The organism is Sphingobacterium sp. BIGb0116 (genome assembly GCF_024808035.1).
Lineage (GTDB): Bacteria > Bacteroidota > Bacteroidia > Sphingobacteriales > Sphingobacteriaceae > Sphingobacterium > Sphingobacterium paramultivorum.
Genome location: NZ_JANUDT010000001.1, coordinates 301,897 through 318,530 on the forward strand (window position 1 = coordinate 301,897; position 16,634 = coordinate 318,530).

The 16,634-nt window shown below is 39.7% G+C and carries 12 protein-coding genes; 9 read left to right on the forward strand and 3 right to left on the reverse strand.

Annotated elements, in window-relative coordinates; genetic code table 11:
- The first annotated feature begins 6 nt into the window (after positions 1-6).
- The 9 genes from M2419_RS01440 (at position 7) to M2419_RS01480 (ending at position 12,229) form a co-directional block, all read left to right on the forward strand.
- Positions 7-1,434, forward strand: coding sequence for an efflux transporter outer membrane subunit (locus M2419_RS01440; protein WP_120332956.1), 1,428 nt, complete (start codon positions 7-9; stop codon positions 1,432-1,434).
- A gap of 286 nt (positions 1,435-1,720) precedes the next feature.
- Positions 1,721-2,203 carry a DUF4822 domain-containing protein gene (locus M2419_RS01445; protein WP_153848369.1) on the forward strand — a complete coding sequence of 161 codons (483 nt, stop codon included), beginning with the start codon at positions 1,721-1,723 and terminating at the stop codon, positions 2,201-2,203.
- Between the two features lie 384 nt (positions 2,204-2,587).
- On the forward strand, positions 2,588-3,691 hold the full coding sequence (locus M2419_RS01450) for a sensor histidine kinase (RefSeq protein ID WP_182331310.1): 1,104 nt from the start codon (positions 2,588-2,590) through the stop codon (positions 3,689-3,691).
- Complete coding sequence (locus M2419_RS01455) at positions 3,691-4,452, forward strand: LytTR family DNA-binding domain-containing protein (protein WP_182331308.1); 762 nt, start codon at positions 3,691-3,693, stop codon at positions 4,450-4,452. The genes M2419_RS01450 and M2419_RS01455 overlap by 1 nt, the downstream gene beginning before the upstream one ends.
- Before the next feature lie 241 nt (positions 4,453-4,693).
- Positions 4,694-5,812 (forward strand): efflux RND transporter periplasmic adaptor subunit, encoded by a 1,119-nt coding sequence (locus M2419_RS01460; RefSeq protein ID WP_182331306.1) that lies wholly within the window; start codon positions 4,694-4,696, stop codon positions 5,810-5,812.
- A gap of 117 nt (positions 5,813-5,929) precedes the next feature.
- Positions 5,930-9,091 carry an efflux RND transporter permease subunit gene (locus M2419_RS01465; RefSeq protein WP_153848365.1) on the forward strand — a complete coding sequence of 1,054 codons (3,162 nt, stop codon included), beginning with the start codon at positions 5,930-5,932 and terminating at the stop codon, positions 9,089-9,091.
- Between the two features lies 1 nt (position 9,092).
- Positions 9,093-10,529: an efflux transporter outer membrane subunit gene (locus tag M2419_RS01470; RefSeq protein ID WP_259254096.1), complete on the forward strand. Its 1,437-nt coding sequence runs from the start codon at positions 9,093-9,095 to the stop codon at positions 10,527-10,529.
- A gap of 291 nt (positions 10,530-10,820) precedes the next feature.
- Positions 10,821-11,690, forward strand: a complete 870-nt coding sequence (locus M2419_RS01475) for a DMT family transporter (RefSeq protein ID WP_153848363.1) — start codon at positions 10,821-10,823, stop codon at positions 11,688-11,690.
- Between the two features lie 173 nt (positions 11,691-11,863).
- On the forward strand, positions 11,864-12,229 hold the full coding sequence (locus tag M2419_RS01480; RefSeq protein WP_182331302.1) for a VOC family protein: 366 nt from the start codon (positions 11,864-11,866) through the stop codon (positions 12,227-12,229).
- A gap of 81 nt (positions 12,230-12,310) precedes the next feature.
- Here the strand turns inward: M2419_RS01480 and M2419_RS01485 are convergent, their stop codons facing one another.
- From M2419_RS01485 to M2419_RS01495, 3 genes are all read right to left on the reverse strand, one after another.
- Positions 12,311-13,537: a DEAD/DEAH box helicase gene (locus M2419_RS01485; protein ID WP_153848361.1), complete on the reverse strand. Its 1,227-nt coding sequence runs from the start codon at positions 13,535-13,537 to the stop codon at positions 12,311-12,313.
- 222 nt (positions 13,538-13,759) lie between these two features.
- On the reverse strand, positions 13,760-14,947 hold the full coding sequence (nhaA, locus tag M2419_RS01490; RefSeq protein ID WP_159730954.1) for a Na+/H+ antiporter NhaA: 1,188 nt from the start codon (positions 14,945-14,947) through the stop codon (positions 13,760-13,762).
- Between the two features lie 587 nt (positions 14,948-15,534).
- Positions 15,535-16,515: a hypothetical protein gene (locus tag M2419_RS01495; protein WP_153848359.1), complete on the reverse strand. Its 981-nt coding sequence runs from the start codon at positions 16,513-16,515 to the stop codon at positions 15,535-15,537.
- Positions 16,516-16,634: the final 119 nt, after the last annotated feature.

Below are 16,634 nucleotides of genomic sequence, written 5' to 3' on the forward strand. Positions count from 1 at the left end.
AAATATATGAATAGTAAATCAAAATTACTGACGGTTTTCATCTTATCTTTTGTCGCATGGTCTTGCAAAACAGATAAGTTGGTCAGCAATCAACACCTTGCCCCCAACTTGCCCGAACAGTACCGCGACCAGGCTAAAGCTCCGCAGGAAACTAGCATAGGTTCTATTCCATGGCGTGATTTTTTTAAGGATCAAGTCTTACAAACCTTGATCGATAGTGCTATACAACATAACTTAGATATGCAACTGGCACTAAAAAATATAGAAGCGTCTCAACTGAGCCTGAAACAAGCAAAAGCTAACTATCTTCCCACGGCCCAACTACAGATCCGCGGAAATAGCACCAACCCATCCAATAACAGCATGAATGGATTGAGCCTGGGGCAGTTTTTAGGCCAACACCATGTGGAAGATTATACGGCATCCTTAGGTTTATCCTGGGAGGCCGACATATGGGGTAAAATCAAAAATCAAAATATCGCTGCTTTAGCTTCCTATTTACAGACAGAAGAAGCGAAAAAAGTAATTCAAACCCAATTAATTGCACAAGTTGCGCAAGGCTATTATCAACTACTGATGCTTTATCAATTGCGTGATATCGCCAAACAAAACTTGCAATTAAGCGATACAACTTTACGTATTGTCCAGCAACAATATGAAGTTGGTGACATTACGCTGCTTGCATTGGAACAGGTCGATGCGCAGCGATTGTCTGCAGCTGCCTTGATCCCCGACTTTGAACAACAGATCCGTATTCAGGAAAATGCCATTCAGATTCTTAGCGGAAAACTCCCGCAGGAGATTAAAATAGCCGAGAAATTGTCGAATATTCAATTCCCCGAAGAATTAGCAACTGGCGTCCCAGCCGATTTGCTAAGTCATCGTCCGGATGTAAAACAAGCTGAACTGGCTATTACAGCTTCACAAGCTTATCAACAATACGCAAAGGCACGTATGTATCCTTCCTTGGTTATTAGCGCCGAAGCAGGAGTAAATGCATTCAAGGCAAGCAATTGGTTCAACTTACCAGCTTCATTATTTGGGGCAATTACAGGAAGTATTACGCAGCCTATTTTACAGCGGAAGGAATTGAAAACTCAATATGAACTGGCACGTGTCGAACAAGAAAAGAACGTATTGATCTTCAAGCAAAAAGTAATCTCAGCAGCTGGAGAAGTTTCCGATGCTTTAATTTCAATTCAAAAATTGAAAGAAAAACAAAAGATTACTTCAGATAGAACGACGCGTCTAAAGGAAGCAACGAAGCACGCCAATCTTTTATTTGAAACAGGAATGGCCACTTACTTGGAAGTAATTACGGCACAAAGCAATATCTTGCAAAGTGAGCTCGAACTTGCTCAGGTAAAGAAAGCGGAGCTTTCTGCAGTTGTTGACCTGTATCGTTCATTAGGTGGTGGATGGAGCAACAATTAATGCTGTAAAAAAGCAATTTTCTAATTTTATTATACATATCTGGTAGATGGGGGGCTTTAGGGTCCCCTGTTTTATTTTTATCCGAAGCCCATTCTTCCATCACCTTTAATTGTTTCCATGTAAAGCAGACTTCAAAGCAAACTAATAGCAAGCTTTTTCTTTTGTTTAACCTTCTTCTACAGCGCGATCTCATTCAATTTATAAATCCTTCAAACCTTGGAATAAAAGAGACAAATACAGCTGAAACAATGCGATTACTTTTGTGAGATCATATAAATTTTATAAAATGAGAGATTTAAAAAAAATTGCATTAGCGGTATGTATCGCCTTAAGCACACTAGTAGCGGTGAGTTGCAGTAAAGATGACGAAACTGTTGTTGAACCACAGCTTACACCAAGCGAAATATTGGCCAGTACCCCCTGGGAAACAACAAACGCAAAGAATAATAAAGGAGAAAGTGTAGTGTTAACAGATGCTAACGTGTCAAATTTTGTAGGATTTGCTTATTTCAAATCTGACGGTACATTTACAATGTTCAATCTTGACAATTCTCCCAAAATGCACGGCGACTGGACCGTATCTGCAGATGGTAAAACGAGAACAATTGTTGCTAAAAATGCTGCTGGTGAAACATTGTTTACTCGTGTGGTTGATATTACTGTATTAACGAAGAAAGAATTCACGTATAGAGTTTATCCAAACGCTAATGACAAAACGATCTATTTCGATATTATCCATACGCCAACAACGCATCAAGAGCCAAAATAATTTAAAGGATAATACATCGATACAATAGTTACCTCAATAAAACAGAAAGGCTTGACGAAATGATGTCAAGCCTTTCTGTTTATAGCTAAAAACGAACCCCATATCCAGAGTCATTCTTTGAAACTGTTATATCAATCGATCACAAAAAACAAATAACAACAAGATTTACAACCAATTAAAAAACAGGACACACGAATTTCATAAAGAATTCTATTCTGATATGTCAATACTAGATAATCTACCGATCTTCGTCAATATACGCCTGAGTGTATCAAATTGATATTTCAGTCGGGGCTTTATACGCTTCAGCAGAAATTTGTCGTCCAATACTAAAAGGAATTACGAAATTTGCATAGATTTCACCGATACATATAAGTTAAAAGAATGCAGGATATAGCGATCTATAAAAACGATAAGACTCTAATTAGTACAAATAAAAAAAGGCTGATATTTACCTTTCTGTCCTTTCTGCTTATTTATCTCGTCGCCTATATTATTGATCCTTTCTCGAGTTGCTGGGATGGCTATTTTAAACGGAATATGTTCGAAATACTCGGTGAATGGACATTTACAATCATTTACAGCTTTATCATTTCCGAATTTAGTATCATTGTCCATGACAAGCTTAATAAGTTCTTAACCTGGAAAGATAGTCCGACAGAGCGACTTCTACTTGAAACCGTCATCAACCTTTTTGCAGTACTCTTTATCAATTTACTTTTGGAATACCTCATTTCAAAATATTATTTTGGCCCTCAGAATGTCACTATAGCTCCATCTTTAGAGGAAAAAAGGGGGATGATTCAAAACATTACAATCAGTGTATTGATTGCGCTCATGATAATGGGTATCAATATCGGTAGTCATTTGATCACCAACTGGAAGAATGAATCCATGCGCGCTGCAAAGCTTGATCAGGTCATTCTTGAAACAGAACTTCAATCGTTAAAATTACAGATCGACCCCCATTTTGTCTTTAATAACCTGAGCGTGCTCTCAGAAATCATCCTCGAAGACCAACAATTAGGCTATGAATATGCAGAAAACTTCTCCAAAATATATCGCTACCTTCTTGTCAATTCCAAAAAGGACATTATCTCACTCGAAGAAGAACTCAACTTTCTAAATTCATACATATTTCTCATCAAAAACCGATTTGGCGATGGGGTAAACTTCGAAATAAACGTCAATCCTGCCAAACGCAATTGCCAATTACCTCCCCTTACCTTACAATTATTGGTAGAAAATGCACTAAAGCATAATCAGACAAATAAGAAAAAACCGCTGAAAATAAAGGTATACACCAACTCCCAGAATCAACTTGTTGTTGAAAATATACTAATCCCTATTGAGAATGTATCCGAATCATCGGGAATCGGGATTTCAAACATCATTAAAAGATACGATTTGCTATCCAACTTAAAACTGCAAATAAAGAATGATGGCAAAACATTTAACGTTATCCTCCCACTTTTAGCGCAAGCATAATGAATATAACCAAAGTATTAATCATCGAGGACGAAAAACTCAATGCCGATCGTTTAAAACGACTTTTGAAGGAAATAAAGCCATCTATCGTTATTTTAGATGTCCTGGATAATATCGCTGATAGCATCAACTGGTTCAATGGCAATGAACTTCCCGACCTGGTGATGATGGATATTCGTCTATCCGATGGTTTAAGCTTTGAAATATTAGAGACTATAAAAATAGATTGCCCAATCATATTTACAACAGCATTTGACGAATACGCTGTGAGGGCCTTTAAATTCAATAGCATAGATTATTTGCTTAAGCCTGTAGAAAAAACAGAGCTGGAAAATGCCATCCAAAAACTTGACTATCAAAAAGATCTCCAGATCAACCAACAACCGCTTCAAGGTTTATTGGATTTTATCTATCCGAAAGATTTTCGCTCGCGCTTTCTAATTCCATTCAAAGACGGCTATAAAACCGTTCTTGTTGAAGAGATATTATACTTCTACTCCGAATTTAAACTTACCCATGCGCAACTCAAATGTGGCACTGTCGAAATTGTCCCTCAAACAATGGAAGAACTCGAACAGCAATTAAATCCAAAAGTATTTTTTCGTGCCAACAGGCAATTCATTGTACATATAGATGCGATCAAAAGATTACATAACCACTTCAACGGAAAACTAAAAATAGAAATTAAAAATAACGATCAAGTGGAAATCCTTGTGAGCAGAGAAAAGGCTCAATTGCTGAAAACTTGGTTAGACTATTGATGTTAAAACTGATCCGCTTGCTCCTTTTACGTCAGAAAGGTAAAATAAGTTTTTCGGGATGAACAAGGGAATGTCAATCGATAAGACCAATATCTTCAACACAATTGGATCGTACCATTTAATATCGTAAAATTCAGATCATCACTGATACGTTTCAGTAAGCAATTGTAACGTCTCGGTAGATTTCTTTGCCTTATGGCTTAAAAGAATTCTTTTCTTTGTTTCATTATAAAATGATAAAATGGCACAAAGAACGATGACTTTAAAACCTTTCCTTACACTTATTACAGCAGCAGCATTATTATCGTCCTGTGGAGGCAACCAAGAACAACCGCAAGAGCAGGCAGTTACTGTTGACTTTATCGAATTATCTCCTACCCACGCGGAGACCGAAAAAAAATATCCTGGTACATTAGAGGGGACCGTCAACGTCGATGTCAAAGCGCAGGTAACTGGTTATCTTGATCAGATTTATGTCAAAGAAGGAGACTATGTATCCCAGGGTCAACCCCTTTTCAAAATAAAAGCTGATGTCTACAACGAACAAGTAAACAACAGCAAGGCAGCTTACCAAGCTGCTTTATCGGCAGAACAAAATGCGAAATTGGAGATTGAAAAAATCAAACCACTTGTTGAAGGTAAAGTGTATACCGAATTACAGTTAAAAACTGCAGAGGCCAATTATGCCACAGCTAAAGCGCAGGTAGCGCAAGCACAGGCTGCACTCGGTTCATCTCAAATAAATGCCAAATTTACGTTGATCAATGCACCAGTGAGTGGTTATATCGGCCGTATTCCTAATCGGATCGGAAATTTAATTACCGCAGCAGACGCGACACCTTTAACGACGCTATCTGAAATCAATACCGTAAATGTGTATTTTTCATTGAGTGAGGCCGATTTTATAGCCTTTATCAAAGATCAGAATAACAAAACATCCAATCAACAAGCAACGCTATTACTGGCTGATGGAACAGCATACAACCATTCGGGGAAAGTAGAGTTAGCTAGTGGTAACATCGACAGAACAACAGGAAGCATGGCACTTAAAGCAAGTTTCATCAATCCCGAAAAAATTCTTCGTTCGGGTGGCTCAGCAAAAGTAATCTTGAAAAAAGCGCATGAAAACGTATTGTTGGTACCTATGGCCGCTGTAAAGGATATTCAAGACCGCTATTTCGTGTATGTTATTGGTGAGAAAAATAAAATTTCCATGAAACAGATTGAAATTGCAGGAAATACCGCTGACGCCTACTTACTTAAATCAGGACTCACAGCTGGTGAAAAAATCGTTATGAATAGAATTGATATGCTTAATGATGGAATGCAAGTTCAACCGACTAAAAAATCCACCATGTAACAAGGATAGCAGGTATAGCAAAAGCTGAATTGCTCAAAGAAAGGCAACAAGCCTATACATTCAGTAATCACTTTTGAAAAAAAACGGTACTAAAAGCTTTATAAAATTTAAACTAAAATGTTAAAGAAATTTATTGACAGGCCAGTTTTGGCAACTGTTATATCTATCATATTTGTCATACTGGGGGTTATCGGTCTTTTTAGGCTGCCTCAAACGCGATTCCCGGATATCGCCCCGCCCACGGTCCAAGTTACCGGAAGCTATCCCGGAGGAAATAGCGAAACAGTATTGAGGTCAGTTGTTACACCCCTCGAAGAGCAAATCAATGGTGTGGAGGACATGGAATACATTACATCTACTGCAAGTAACGATGGTACATTCTCTGTGCGTATTGTCTTTAAAGCAGGTGTAAATCCAGATCAGGCAGCCGTAAATGTGCAAAACAGAGTACAACAGGCTACTCCTATCCTGCCACAGGAAGTTGTGCGAATGGGATTAACGACTTCCAAGCAACAAAATAGTATGATCATGATATTTAATATCTATACAGAAGATAATAAAAAATATGATGAACTATTTTTACAGAATTATGTGAACATCAACTTGATCCCACAGATCAAGCGTGTACCTGGGGTCGGTCAGGCCATGGTATTCGGTTCCAAAGACTATTCGATGCGTGTATGGTTGAATCCGCAAAAAATGGCGAGTTATGGACTCGTTCCACAAGAAGTCATTGCTGCAATTTCCAAACAAAGTCTGGAATCTGCACCTGGAAAATTAGGGGAAGAATCAAAAGCACCACTTGAATATGTCATACGCTATAAAGGGAAAAAGAACCTTCCAGAGCAGTATGAAAACATTATCGTCAAAAACAATGACGTTCAGATCGTTCGTTTAAAGGATGTCGCACGTATTGAGTTTGGCTCGATCAGTTATAGCGGTAATTCGCAAAATAACGGCCTCAATACCGTTACCATTGGTATATTCCAGACATCAGGCTCCAACGCCAATGAAATTGAAATCGGAATCGATAAACAGATTGAAATAGCGCAACGCTCTTTTCCTCCTGGAATCAAGATTTTTAAATTGATCAGTACCAAAGAACGCTTGGATGAAAGTACGGCTCAAGTACGTTCGACATTGATTGAAGCCTTCATATTGGTTTTCTTAGTTGTATTTTTGTTTCTGCAGGACATACGATCGACTATTATTCCAGCAATCGCAGTACCAGTAGCTATCGTAGGTACGTTCTTCTTCCTGCTGGTGTTTGGCTTTACCATCAATATATTGACGTTATTTGCCCTAGTACTCGCCATTGGTATTGTTGTCGATGATGCAATTGTCGTTGTCGAAGCAGTACACGGAAAGATGGAGACTTCCAACTTAACCGGTAAGCAGGCTACCCATAGTGCCATGAGTGAAATCACAGGGGCTGTAATCTCCATTACCTTGGTTATGTGTGCAGTTTTTATTCCCATTGGATTTATGACAGGTTCATCGGGCATGTTTTATAAACAGTTTGCCTACACCCTTGTTATTGCCATTGTGATCTCTGCGATTAATGCCTTGACTTTAACACCGGCACTCTGCGCATTATTGCTTAAAAATACGCACGCCGAAAATCACGATGGGCAGACCCCAAAAACAGGATTTTCTCAACGTTTTTTCAAAGCGTTTAACGCTGGCTTCGAAAACATGACCAACCGATACGTGGGTTCATTAAAATTCCTGGCAAAGAAAAAATGGATTTCGGCACTTTTGATCCTAGCGACAATTGGCGTTGCCGGATACCTCATGACAAGCACTTCCAAAAGTTTTGTACCAATGGAAGATGATAACTTTGTCGTATACAGTTTGGAAATGCCCCCAGGAACGGGACTTGATCGAACCACAAAAGCAGTAGAAAAAATCGAAAAACTACTTGCCGATATCCCTTCTATTGAAAGCCATACAAGTATTACTGGATTCAATATGATCGGTAACAACTCCAGCGCAGCCTATGCAACAGGATTCATACGCCTGAAAGATAAAAAGAAACGTGGTGAGATGAACGATATCGATCAGATTCACCAAGTTATCTCACAAAAATTATCCAGTGTCAAAGAAGGTAACGCAATGGCCTTTCGCTCCCCTCCTGTTGATGGTTATGGTATGATGAATGGAGCGGAACTCGTATTGCAGGACAGAGCTGGTAAATCGCCGGTAGAGCTAAAAGCAATGTCCGACTCCGTTATTGCGCAGATTATGAAACAACCAGGGGTACAGTTTGCCTATACCATGTTCAGAGCAGATTATCCACAGATGGAGTTAGAAGTAGATGAGGACAAAGCTGCCCAACTTGGCGTAGATGTCAGTGAAATGCTTTCGTCCGTTCAAACTTACTTTGCGGGTGACCAATCATTGAATTTCAATCGTTTCGGAAAATTCTATCGGATAGCAGTTAAAGCGGATGGCATCTATAGAACCGATAAAGAAGCCTTCAACGAAATATTTGTCAAGAATAATCTTGGCCAAATGGTTCCGGTGAATACCTTGGTCACCCTTCGTAAAGTGTATGGCCCTGAGTCGGTAACCCGTTATAATTTATACAATTCGCTCACGATAAACGTTGTTAGTACGCCTGGTATCAGTAATGGTGCGATCATGGAAACATTGGAGAAAAATGTATTGACCAAGTTACCGGGAGACTATAGCTACGAATGGACGGGACTTAGCTTGGAAGAGAAATCATCAGGCAATCAAACCGTACTTATCCTAGCATTAAGCTTGCTATTTGTATACTTCTTACTATCAGCACAGTACGAAAGTTACTTATTGCCCCTTGCCGTCCTGTTATCAATCCCAACAGGTATGATAGGTTCTTTCTTAGGAACACGTGCCATTGGATTGGACAACAATATCTACGTCCAGGTCGGCTTGATCATGCTCATCGGTCTTTTGGCAAAAAATGCCATTTTGATTGTTGAATTTGCTTTACAGCGGAGAAGAGCAGGCTCCTCACTCATTGATTCGGCTTTAGAAGGAGCAAGAGCTCGTCTACGCCCAATCTTGATGACTTCATTGGCTTTCATTGCCGGCATGGTACCTTTGATGTTTGCGACCGGCGGAACAGCTACAGGTAACCATTCAATCAGTACGGGAGCAGCAATGGGTATGTTAAGTGGTGTTATCCTCGGCGTAATCATCATACCGTTGCTATACCTGGTGTTCCAATATCTGCAAGAAAAAGTTTCGGGTAAAAAGCTTACGGACAATACAGTACACAATACAAACGATTAAAATGAAAAAATTTCATCACTATATAACAATTTTCGCAAGCACTACCCTGTTGTTGTCCGCATGCAGCGTGGGGAAAAAACACACACGTCAGGAGATAGTAATACCCGAAAATTTCAAAAACAGCGCGGTTGTCCTGACGTCTGATACGCTACAGCTATCCTGGCGTAAATTTGTACAGGATCCCTTGTTGACATCACTCATTGAGAAGGCATTATCCAACAATACTGACGTCAATGTTGCACTCCTAAATATGCAACAATTGGAACTCGCGTACAAGCAGTCTAAGAAAGGGTTACTGCCGACAGCTGATTTAAGCATTGGAGCGAATAGAACCTGGTTATCGAGCAATTCCTTGAATGGCTCGCTGAGTGACCAATTTATCGGGACACCTTATATGGACGATTATAGTGCCACGCTCAGATTATCTTGGGAAGCCGATATCTGGGGAAAGGTAAAAATGCAAAAAGAGGAATCCTTAGCCAATTTTTTTGGCCAAAAGGAAAATTTATCGGCCCTGAAAACCCGGGTTATTGTACAGGTCATCCAGTCCTATTATAATCTGATTGCTTTGGATGAGCAGCTTAAGATTGCACAAAGAAATGTTCAATTGAGCGATAGCACACTGAATATGATACGTTTGCAATACAACTCATCACTGGTCAGTTCGCTTGCCGTGGAGCAAGCCGAAGCTCAGAAGAAAACTGCTGAATTGTTGATTCCCCTAGCCCATCAAAACATGGCTGTAGAAGAAAATGCACTGAGCATTCTTTGCGGAGGTTTCCCCGAGGACATTCAACGTACAGCAAGTTTAGATGATACAATTGTTGGAGACGGACTTGCCACAGGGGTGCCGGCCGAACTCTTGAGCCGCAGACCAGATGTCAGAGCAGCTGAATACGCGGTTGTGGCAGCGACAAGCAGAATGGGACTCGCCAAAGCAGCGATGTACCCTTCCATAAGCTTGACACCATCCATTGGTACAAACTCCATTCAATTTAACAAATGGTTTGATCTACCGGGATCGATCGTAAAAACAATAGCGGGGAATATTGCACAGCCAATTTTCCAGAAAGGTGCTTTAAAAACAAACTATGAAATATCGGTCATCGAACGTGAGAAGATAGCTTTGCAGTTTAAACAGTCGGTTATGGTCGCAGTTTCAGAAGTTTCGGATGCCTTGGCAAAAATCAAACATACGGAACAGCGCCTGCAACTTATCCATGCCAAATCAAATGCCCTCGCCAAAGCCACCGCTGATGCCGCCTTACTTTACAAAAGTGGGATGGCAAACTATCTGGAGGTGATAACTGCCCAAAACAATGCGCTCCAAAATGATTTGGAACGTATTACAGTAAAACGGGAAAAGCTCAATGCAGCCATAGATCTTTACCGTGCATTGGGTGGCGGAACAGATGCTTTACCGCCAAATACGCCATAGAATCACAAAATAAAGGCAACGGACTAAATATATGCCCCTAGAAGCAAAGACTTTCTGGGGGCTTTTTCATTCCTTTTTTGCAGCTGCGCCCAAAATTCCCTATCTTCGGGTAAATACAAATATGATGAATAGAACGAGTTGTCTTCCTCCTCCAGTAGCGTAATATTTTTCTCAAATATTACTGAAGCACAATGCCAGAAATGGACTGATTTGCTGTGCTTCTTATTTACTATCAATTTTATTATTTAACACCTTTCGTCCTTAATGGACGGAACTGGAAGACAATTTCTTATGAAACATTCATATTTCATGCTGCACCTTGCTGTGTTGTGCCTGGGACTATCTGGTGTATTTGGAAAAGTGATTTCACTAAACGAAGGGATACTCACATGGTACCGTGTATTTTTAGCTGCCGTTATCCTATTTTTTATTCTAAAATGGTATAAAATACCTACAGATTTTACGTTCAAAGAGAAACTGCATATTGCAAAAAATGGGCTACTATTGACAGCATCCTGGCTATTATTCTATGCTAGCATCAAATATTCAAACATTTCCATCGGCGTGATCTGCTACTGTATGGCAAGTTTTTTCACCGCTATTTTTGCACCGATGATCAATAAAACGAAATTCAGATTGTCTGAACTTCTGTTGAGTGGACTTACGTTGTGCGGTATTGCACTGATATTTCACTTCGATACCTCACACCAGCTTGGCATAGTCTTAGGGATAATTTCTCCGGCTTTTGCCTCACTCTATGCGGTTCACAATGAAAAATTGACCAAAAAGTACAACGCAATATGCATCAACTATTATCAAATGATCGGTGGAACAATAGGGCTGGCATGTCTACTTCCTTTTTACATTCAGCATTATCCAATCAGCACTTTCATTCCCAATGCCCTGGATATTTTTTACCTGCTTATTCTATCCTTATGTTGCACAGTTGCTGTCTATCTCGCATTTACAGAAATCTTAAAGAAGATATCGGCATTTACATTGAACTTAAGCTTAAATCTTGAGCCAGTATATGCTATTTTGATTGCATTTTTATTTCTTAATGAAGCAAGAGAATTAAACCTATCCTTCTATGTAGGACTGTTTTTGGTTGTTTCATCTGTGCTATTACAATATTGGATCAGCAGTAAAAAGAGCGCTTAACAACCTCCATTCATTTCCCAGTCCAACTAAGATTGGGAAATGAATGTTGAAAAGAAAATGCGTGTCATTTTCAACAAAGCCTTATATTTATAAAACGGTTTGGGTTTTAATTCCAAAACCGACACAACCGATCAAGCAATTTATTATACATACATTAAATAGATAGTTCCGTTATGAGCAATAGCAGTACAGAAAACAAATTTGTCAACCAGCAGATCCAATACCTTGAGTTTGTATCAAGCGACCTTGAACGTGCCAAAGCATTCTACACAACGAGTTTTGGCTGGGAGTTTACGGACTACGGGCCAGCATATACAGCTTTTGGTGGGAAATATGTGGATGGTGGTTTCACACTTGGCAACCCAATAAATGGCAGTATTCTCGTCGTTATCTATGCCGACGATCTGCAGGCTACGCGTGATCAGGTTATCCGCGCTGGCGGGACTATATTAAAAGATATTTTTAGCTTTCCCGGTGGAAAGAGATTTCAGTTCCAGGATCCTGATGGATATGAATTGGCCGTGTGGACTGTTGAATAAAATAGTGGACTGTTGAATAAAATATATACTCAAATGCAAAGCCCCCACATTTTTCTCATATGGGGGCTTTGCATTTTAAAATCAGGCTCTTTTAGCTTTCTGATAGTTTTTATTTTTATTCCTATTGAAACGCTTCTTCTTATGCTGTGGATTCTTTTTGGCAGGATTGTAAATGGGCCCTGCTTCAAACCCCTCTGGCAATGGAAGTTGTTCAATCGGATAACCTATTAAATTCTCAATCTGAGCAAAACGGTTTTGGTCTTTCTCATTGACAAAGGTAATGGCCGTTCCTGTAGTTGCTGCCCGCGCAGTACGTCCAATACGGTGTACGTAGTCTTCCGGATCCGGTGGAACATCATAATTAACGACCAAACTGATCCCCACCACATCGATACCGCGAGATATCACATCTGTCCCTACCAGTACCCGCACCTGACGAGACCGGAATCTGGCCATAATATCTTCCCGTTTCGACTGTTCGAGATCCGAATGGAAACCCTCCGCATCAATCCCCTGCTTCTGTAATTCCTGAGCGAGAAGTTTGACCGTAGTTTTTTGGGATGCAAAAATAATAACAGATACATAATTGGGATCCTTCAGTATATTCTTCAGGAGCTCCATTTTCTGTTGATCATAGGCAAGATATACACGTTGATCTATCCCTTCCGAAGGTTTAGAAATGGCAATATTGACCTCCACAGGCTCCTGGAGAATTTTTCGGGCAAAAGATCTGATCTTCATCGGCATCGTAGCCGAAAACAAAAGCATCTGCTTTTTCTTCGGTAAATAACTTACAATACGTAAAATATCGTCTTGAAACCCCATATCCAGCATACTATCAGCTTCATCCAAAACAAAGTGCTTTAAATGAGAGAGATCAATCTTCATGGAGGTAAGATGGCTTATCAACCTTCCCGGCGTAGCTACAATGATATTTACCCCCTCTCGTATAGCCCGTTTTTGCTGTTCGTAGCCCATACCGTCGCCCCCACCATAAATGGCTATGGATGTTGCACCCGTGTAATAAGACATGCCCATAATCTGCTGATCAATTTGCATGGCAAGTTCCCGGGTTGGGACAAGGATAATTGCAAGAATAGATTCCCTTGAATTCCGTGCTATTGCATCGAGGATGGGCAACATATAGGCTGCTGTTTTACCTGTACCTGTCTGTGCGCAGGCAATCATATCTTTTCCCTCTTTAATAATCGGGATGGTCTGTTCTTGGATCGGCGTAGCCTCCTCAAACATCATACTTTCTAAACCTTCTTCCAAAGCTGGAACAAAGCCAAATTCATCAAATCTCAACGTATTGTTTTTATTGTTGTGCCCTAAATTACTAAATCTAATTCATAAAAGTCTAAAATTAATACCTATAGCTCGTTATCCTCTTCCAAATTAACCCTCAGATAGGATTAATCCATGAAGGAATCAGGACTGAATTTGACCAAAAAAAACGGTCCTACACATTATTGTATGTCAAACGTACGACATTGTAAGCCAAACGTACGACTGCTATCTATGCAAAATTTAATCAATAACCTGTGTTTTCTTTGTGGCTGACACTGCATTCAAAACGATATAGCCTAACAAGCCGGCGCATAAAGACGCGATCAGAACTGCGAACTTTGCTTCTTCAATCAACATGCTATCATCAAATGACAGTATCGAGATGAAGATTGACATCGTGAAACCGATTCCGCCCAATAAGCCGACACCAAAAATCTGTTTCCAGCCAGCCCCTTCCGGTAATTGCGCAATCTTCAATTTTTTAGCAATAAAACAGATCAAAAATATCCCAATTGATTTACCAGCGATTAGACCAAGGATAATACCGATCCCCAATTTTGAAGTCAAACCTCCAATCATTTCACCATGGATTGGAATAAGTGTATTCGCAAATGCAAACAGAGGAATGATAATGAAATTGACAGGTTTGGTCAAAAGATGCTCAAGTTTTTCTAGGGGAGATTCTTTCGCGTCCGGTGTTGTCGGTAGCGTCATGGCCACCAGCACGCCTGCTATTGTTGCATGAATACCCGAGTGGTGAACAAAGTACCAAATAAATAGTCCCGGAATCAGGTAAGCCCATATCGCTTTAACGCCCAATTTATTTAACACGATCAAAAACAAAAAGATACCTAAAGCAATAAATAAATAGGTCGCATGAATACCATTGCTATAAAAGATCGCAATAACCAATATGGCAAGTAGGTCGTCAACAATGGCCAGTGCAGCCAAAAAGATCTTAAGACTGGCAGGTACCTTATTTCCCAGAAGCGTGATAACCGCTAAAGCAAATGCAATATCTGTTGCCATAGGGATTCCCCAGCCGTTTGCAGTATTGGTTCCCTGATTTAATACAAAATAAATGATGGCAGGCAAAAGCGCCCCACCAACCGCAGCCAAAATGGGCAGGATTGCTTTACTTGGCGATGAGAGTTCACCCTCTACAATTTCACGTTTTATCTCGAGTCCCACCAGTAAAAAGAAAATAGCCATCAAACCATCGTTGAGCCACAACAACCACGAATATTTTAAATGAATATGACCGCTCTCAAAGCCTACTTCCCGGTTCAAAAATTCCATTACACTGGCATACAATGACGTGTTTGCTACGATCAATGCCAGAATAACGCAGGAAAAAAGTATAATTCCGCCAGCAAAGCTGGATTTTAAGAATTCTCTAAAGACAGTTAAATTGATAAGTTTTGACATGATTTGAATATCTAAAAACGCTTACAAAGGTTCACAAGATACGATTTTTAGGACCATTTACCGAATTCCAGGGACAATATCCCGAGCGATATCCAATGGGAGACAGCCGATTTAGCTGTGTTTTATTAGTGGTAAAAGAACCAAAAAGCGAATAAAAAAGACAAAAGCTCTTCTGCTATCCTTTTATTTTTCGAACATAACGAATCAAATGTGAGAAACAGAGGTTATGCATTAAAATTTTATAAAAATCTTAGTTATTTTTTACCGAATTAATTTGACTTTGTTGCAAAAAATACTTAGCTTGCTACTATAGTTAATAAACCGTTTATTATGTGCAAGAAGTGGATTTTCATGGTGCTTCTTTTCGTAGCAAATTTTACATATGCGCAGACGACAGAGGATAAAACCCAACATTCAGGTTCCCATTACATTATTTTAGCAATCATCGCTATCATTGTCATTGTTTATATATTATACAGGAGGCAAAAGAGGAAATTTAATGAATAAGGGAGATCAGTAGATCTCCCTTATTCATTAAATTTCCTTCCCCCCCTTCACTTCCTATCGAACTTTCAATACCTCACATCTTAATGACGCACCGGTTCATTTGTTTGCGCTAACCGTTGCGACCCCGTATTTGCCGGACAGGCAATATCATCTGTTGCATCGTATACAAGCTTCTTACCATTCAATTTTGTAATCAATTCTTGAGGGACATACACCTGAACTTTGGTAATCGCATAACCACTTGGGAAATAGCGAACATAGTAGCCATCGGGATGAAGCGTCCAAATACCACTTGGCACGTCTGTACGAGGCTCAGCCATACCAGCTAAGATTGCATATTGTTCAAAATCAGCGTACGAATAGTTTCCTGAGGAAACTAGCTGCCGAATATTATTTTCCGCTTCGAAGATTGTCTGTACTGCCGGTGGCATCTGGTCTTTTGCTTTTTGGACAACGTCAAATGGCAAAACGCCGAGCGCACCACCTTCCAAATGCAAAATTTGTTCAGCTGTAAGCAATTTTAAGGCTGTCTCTTTCACCGGGCCCGAATAATCAATAAATTTTGTCTTCGCAATGATCGTCCACAATAGCATCTGTATGTCAGATTGTGCTACTTCTGGGTGCTTTTCAGCACTTTTTAAAATTGCAATGACCACTTCTCTTTTTTTACCAAGAGTAGGCGCATACATATATCCATCGCCTTTTGAAGGTGCATAGGTACCCGCTTTCAAGCAATAGCTCTTATTGGTTATTTCAAAATGACCGGCTTCCAATACATAACCATCACTACCATTCTTTTGTAAATTTTCTAAAGGTTTATAAACCGCCGTATTTTGAAAATCGGGCATTTGCTCCCCTTTTCTATTTACATCTTCAAAACTTGTACTGATTGCTTCAGGTTCCTTTAGCAACTTATCCAATCCCAGTACCTTACTCCCTTTGGAAGCAACGGCTTTGCTTGCTTTATCCAAAAGTCCTCCAAACTGGGCTGAGGCTCCTTGAATATTAAACAAAAAAGCAACAGCAAGTATAACGACACCCGTTATTCTATTTCTTTTCATAATTGATTTCATTTCAGCTCTTGTCCACAAAAAAGAAGCCAATTTAAATCACTGACACAATATTTATAATTTATTAATCCAATATCTGCAAAACATAACTGCATTTCACACTTCATTGC

Bases quoted from the DNA above. Each gene is read 5' to 3' on its own strand.
- M2419_RS01440 (WP_120332956.1), top strand. From the start codon at position 7: ATGAATAGTAAATCAAAATTACTGACGGTTTTCATCTTATCTTTTGTC.
- M2419_RS01445 (WP_153848369.1), top strand. From the start codon at position 1,721: ATGAGAGATTTAAAAAAAATTGCATTAGCGGTATGTATCGCCTTAAGC.
- M2419_RS01450 (WP_182331310.1), top strand. From the start codon at position 2,588: ATGCAGGATATAGCGATCTATAAAAACGATAAGACTCTAATTAGTACA.
- M2419_RS01455 (WP_182331308.1), top strand. From the start codon at position 3,691: ATGAATATAACCAAAGTATTAATCATCGAGGACGAAAAACTCAATGCC.
- M2419_RS01460 (WP_182331306.1), top strand. From the start codon at position 4,694: ATGGCACAAAGAACGATGACTTTAAAACCTTTCCTTACACTTATTACA.
- M2419_RS01465 (WP_153848365.1), top strand. From the start codon at position 5,930: ATGTTAAAGAAATTTATTGACAGGCCAGTTTTGGCAACTGTTATATCT.
- M2419_RS01470 (WP_259254096.1), top strand. From the start codon at position 9,093: ATGAAAAAATTTCATCACTATATAACAATTTTCGCAAGCACTACCCTG.
- M2419_RS01475 (WP_153848363.1), top strand. From the start codon at position 10,821: ATGAAACATTCATATTTCATGCTGCACCTTGCTGTGTTGTGCCTGGGA.
- M2419_RS01480 (WP_182331302.1), top strand. From the start codon at position 11,864: ATGAGCAATAGCAGTACAGAAAACAAATTTGTCAACCAGCAGATCCAA.
- nhaA (WP_159730954.1), bottom strand. From the start codon at position 14,947: ATGTCAAAACTTATCAATTTAACTGTCTTTAGAGAATTCTTAAAATCC.
- M2419_RS01495 (WP_153848359.1), bottom strand. From the start codon at position 16,515: ATGAAAAGAAATAGAATAACGGGTGTCGTTATACTTGCTGTTGCTTTT.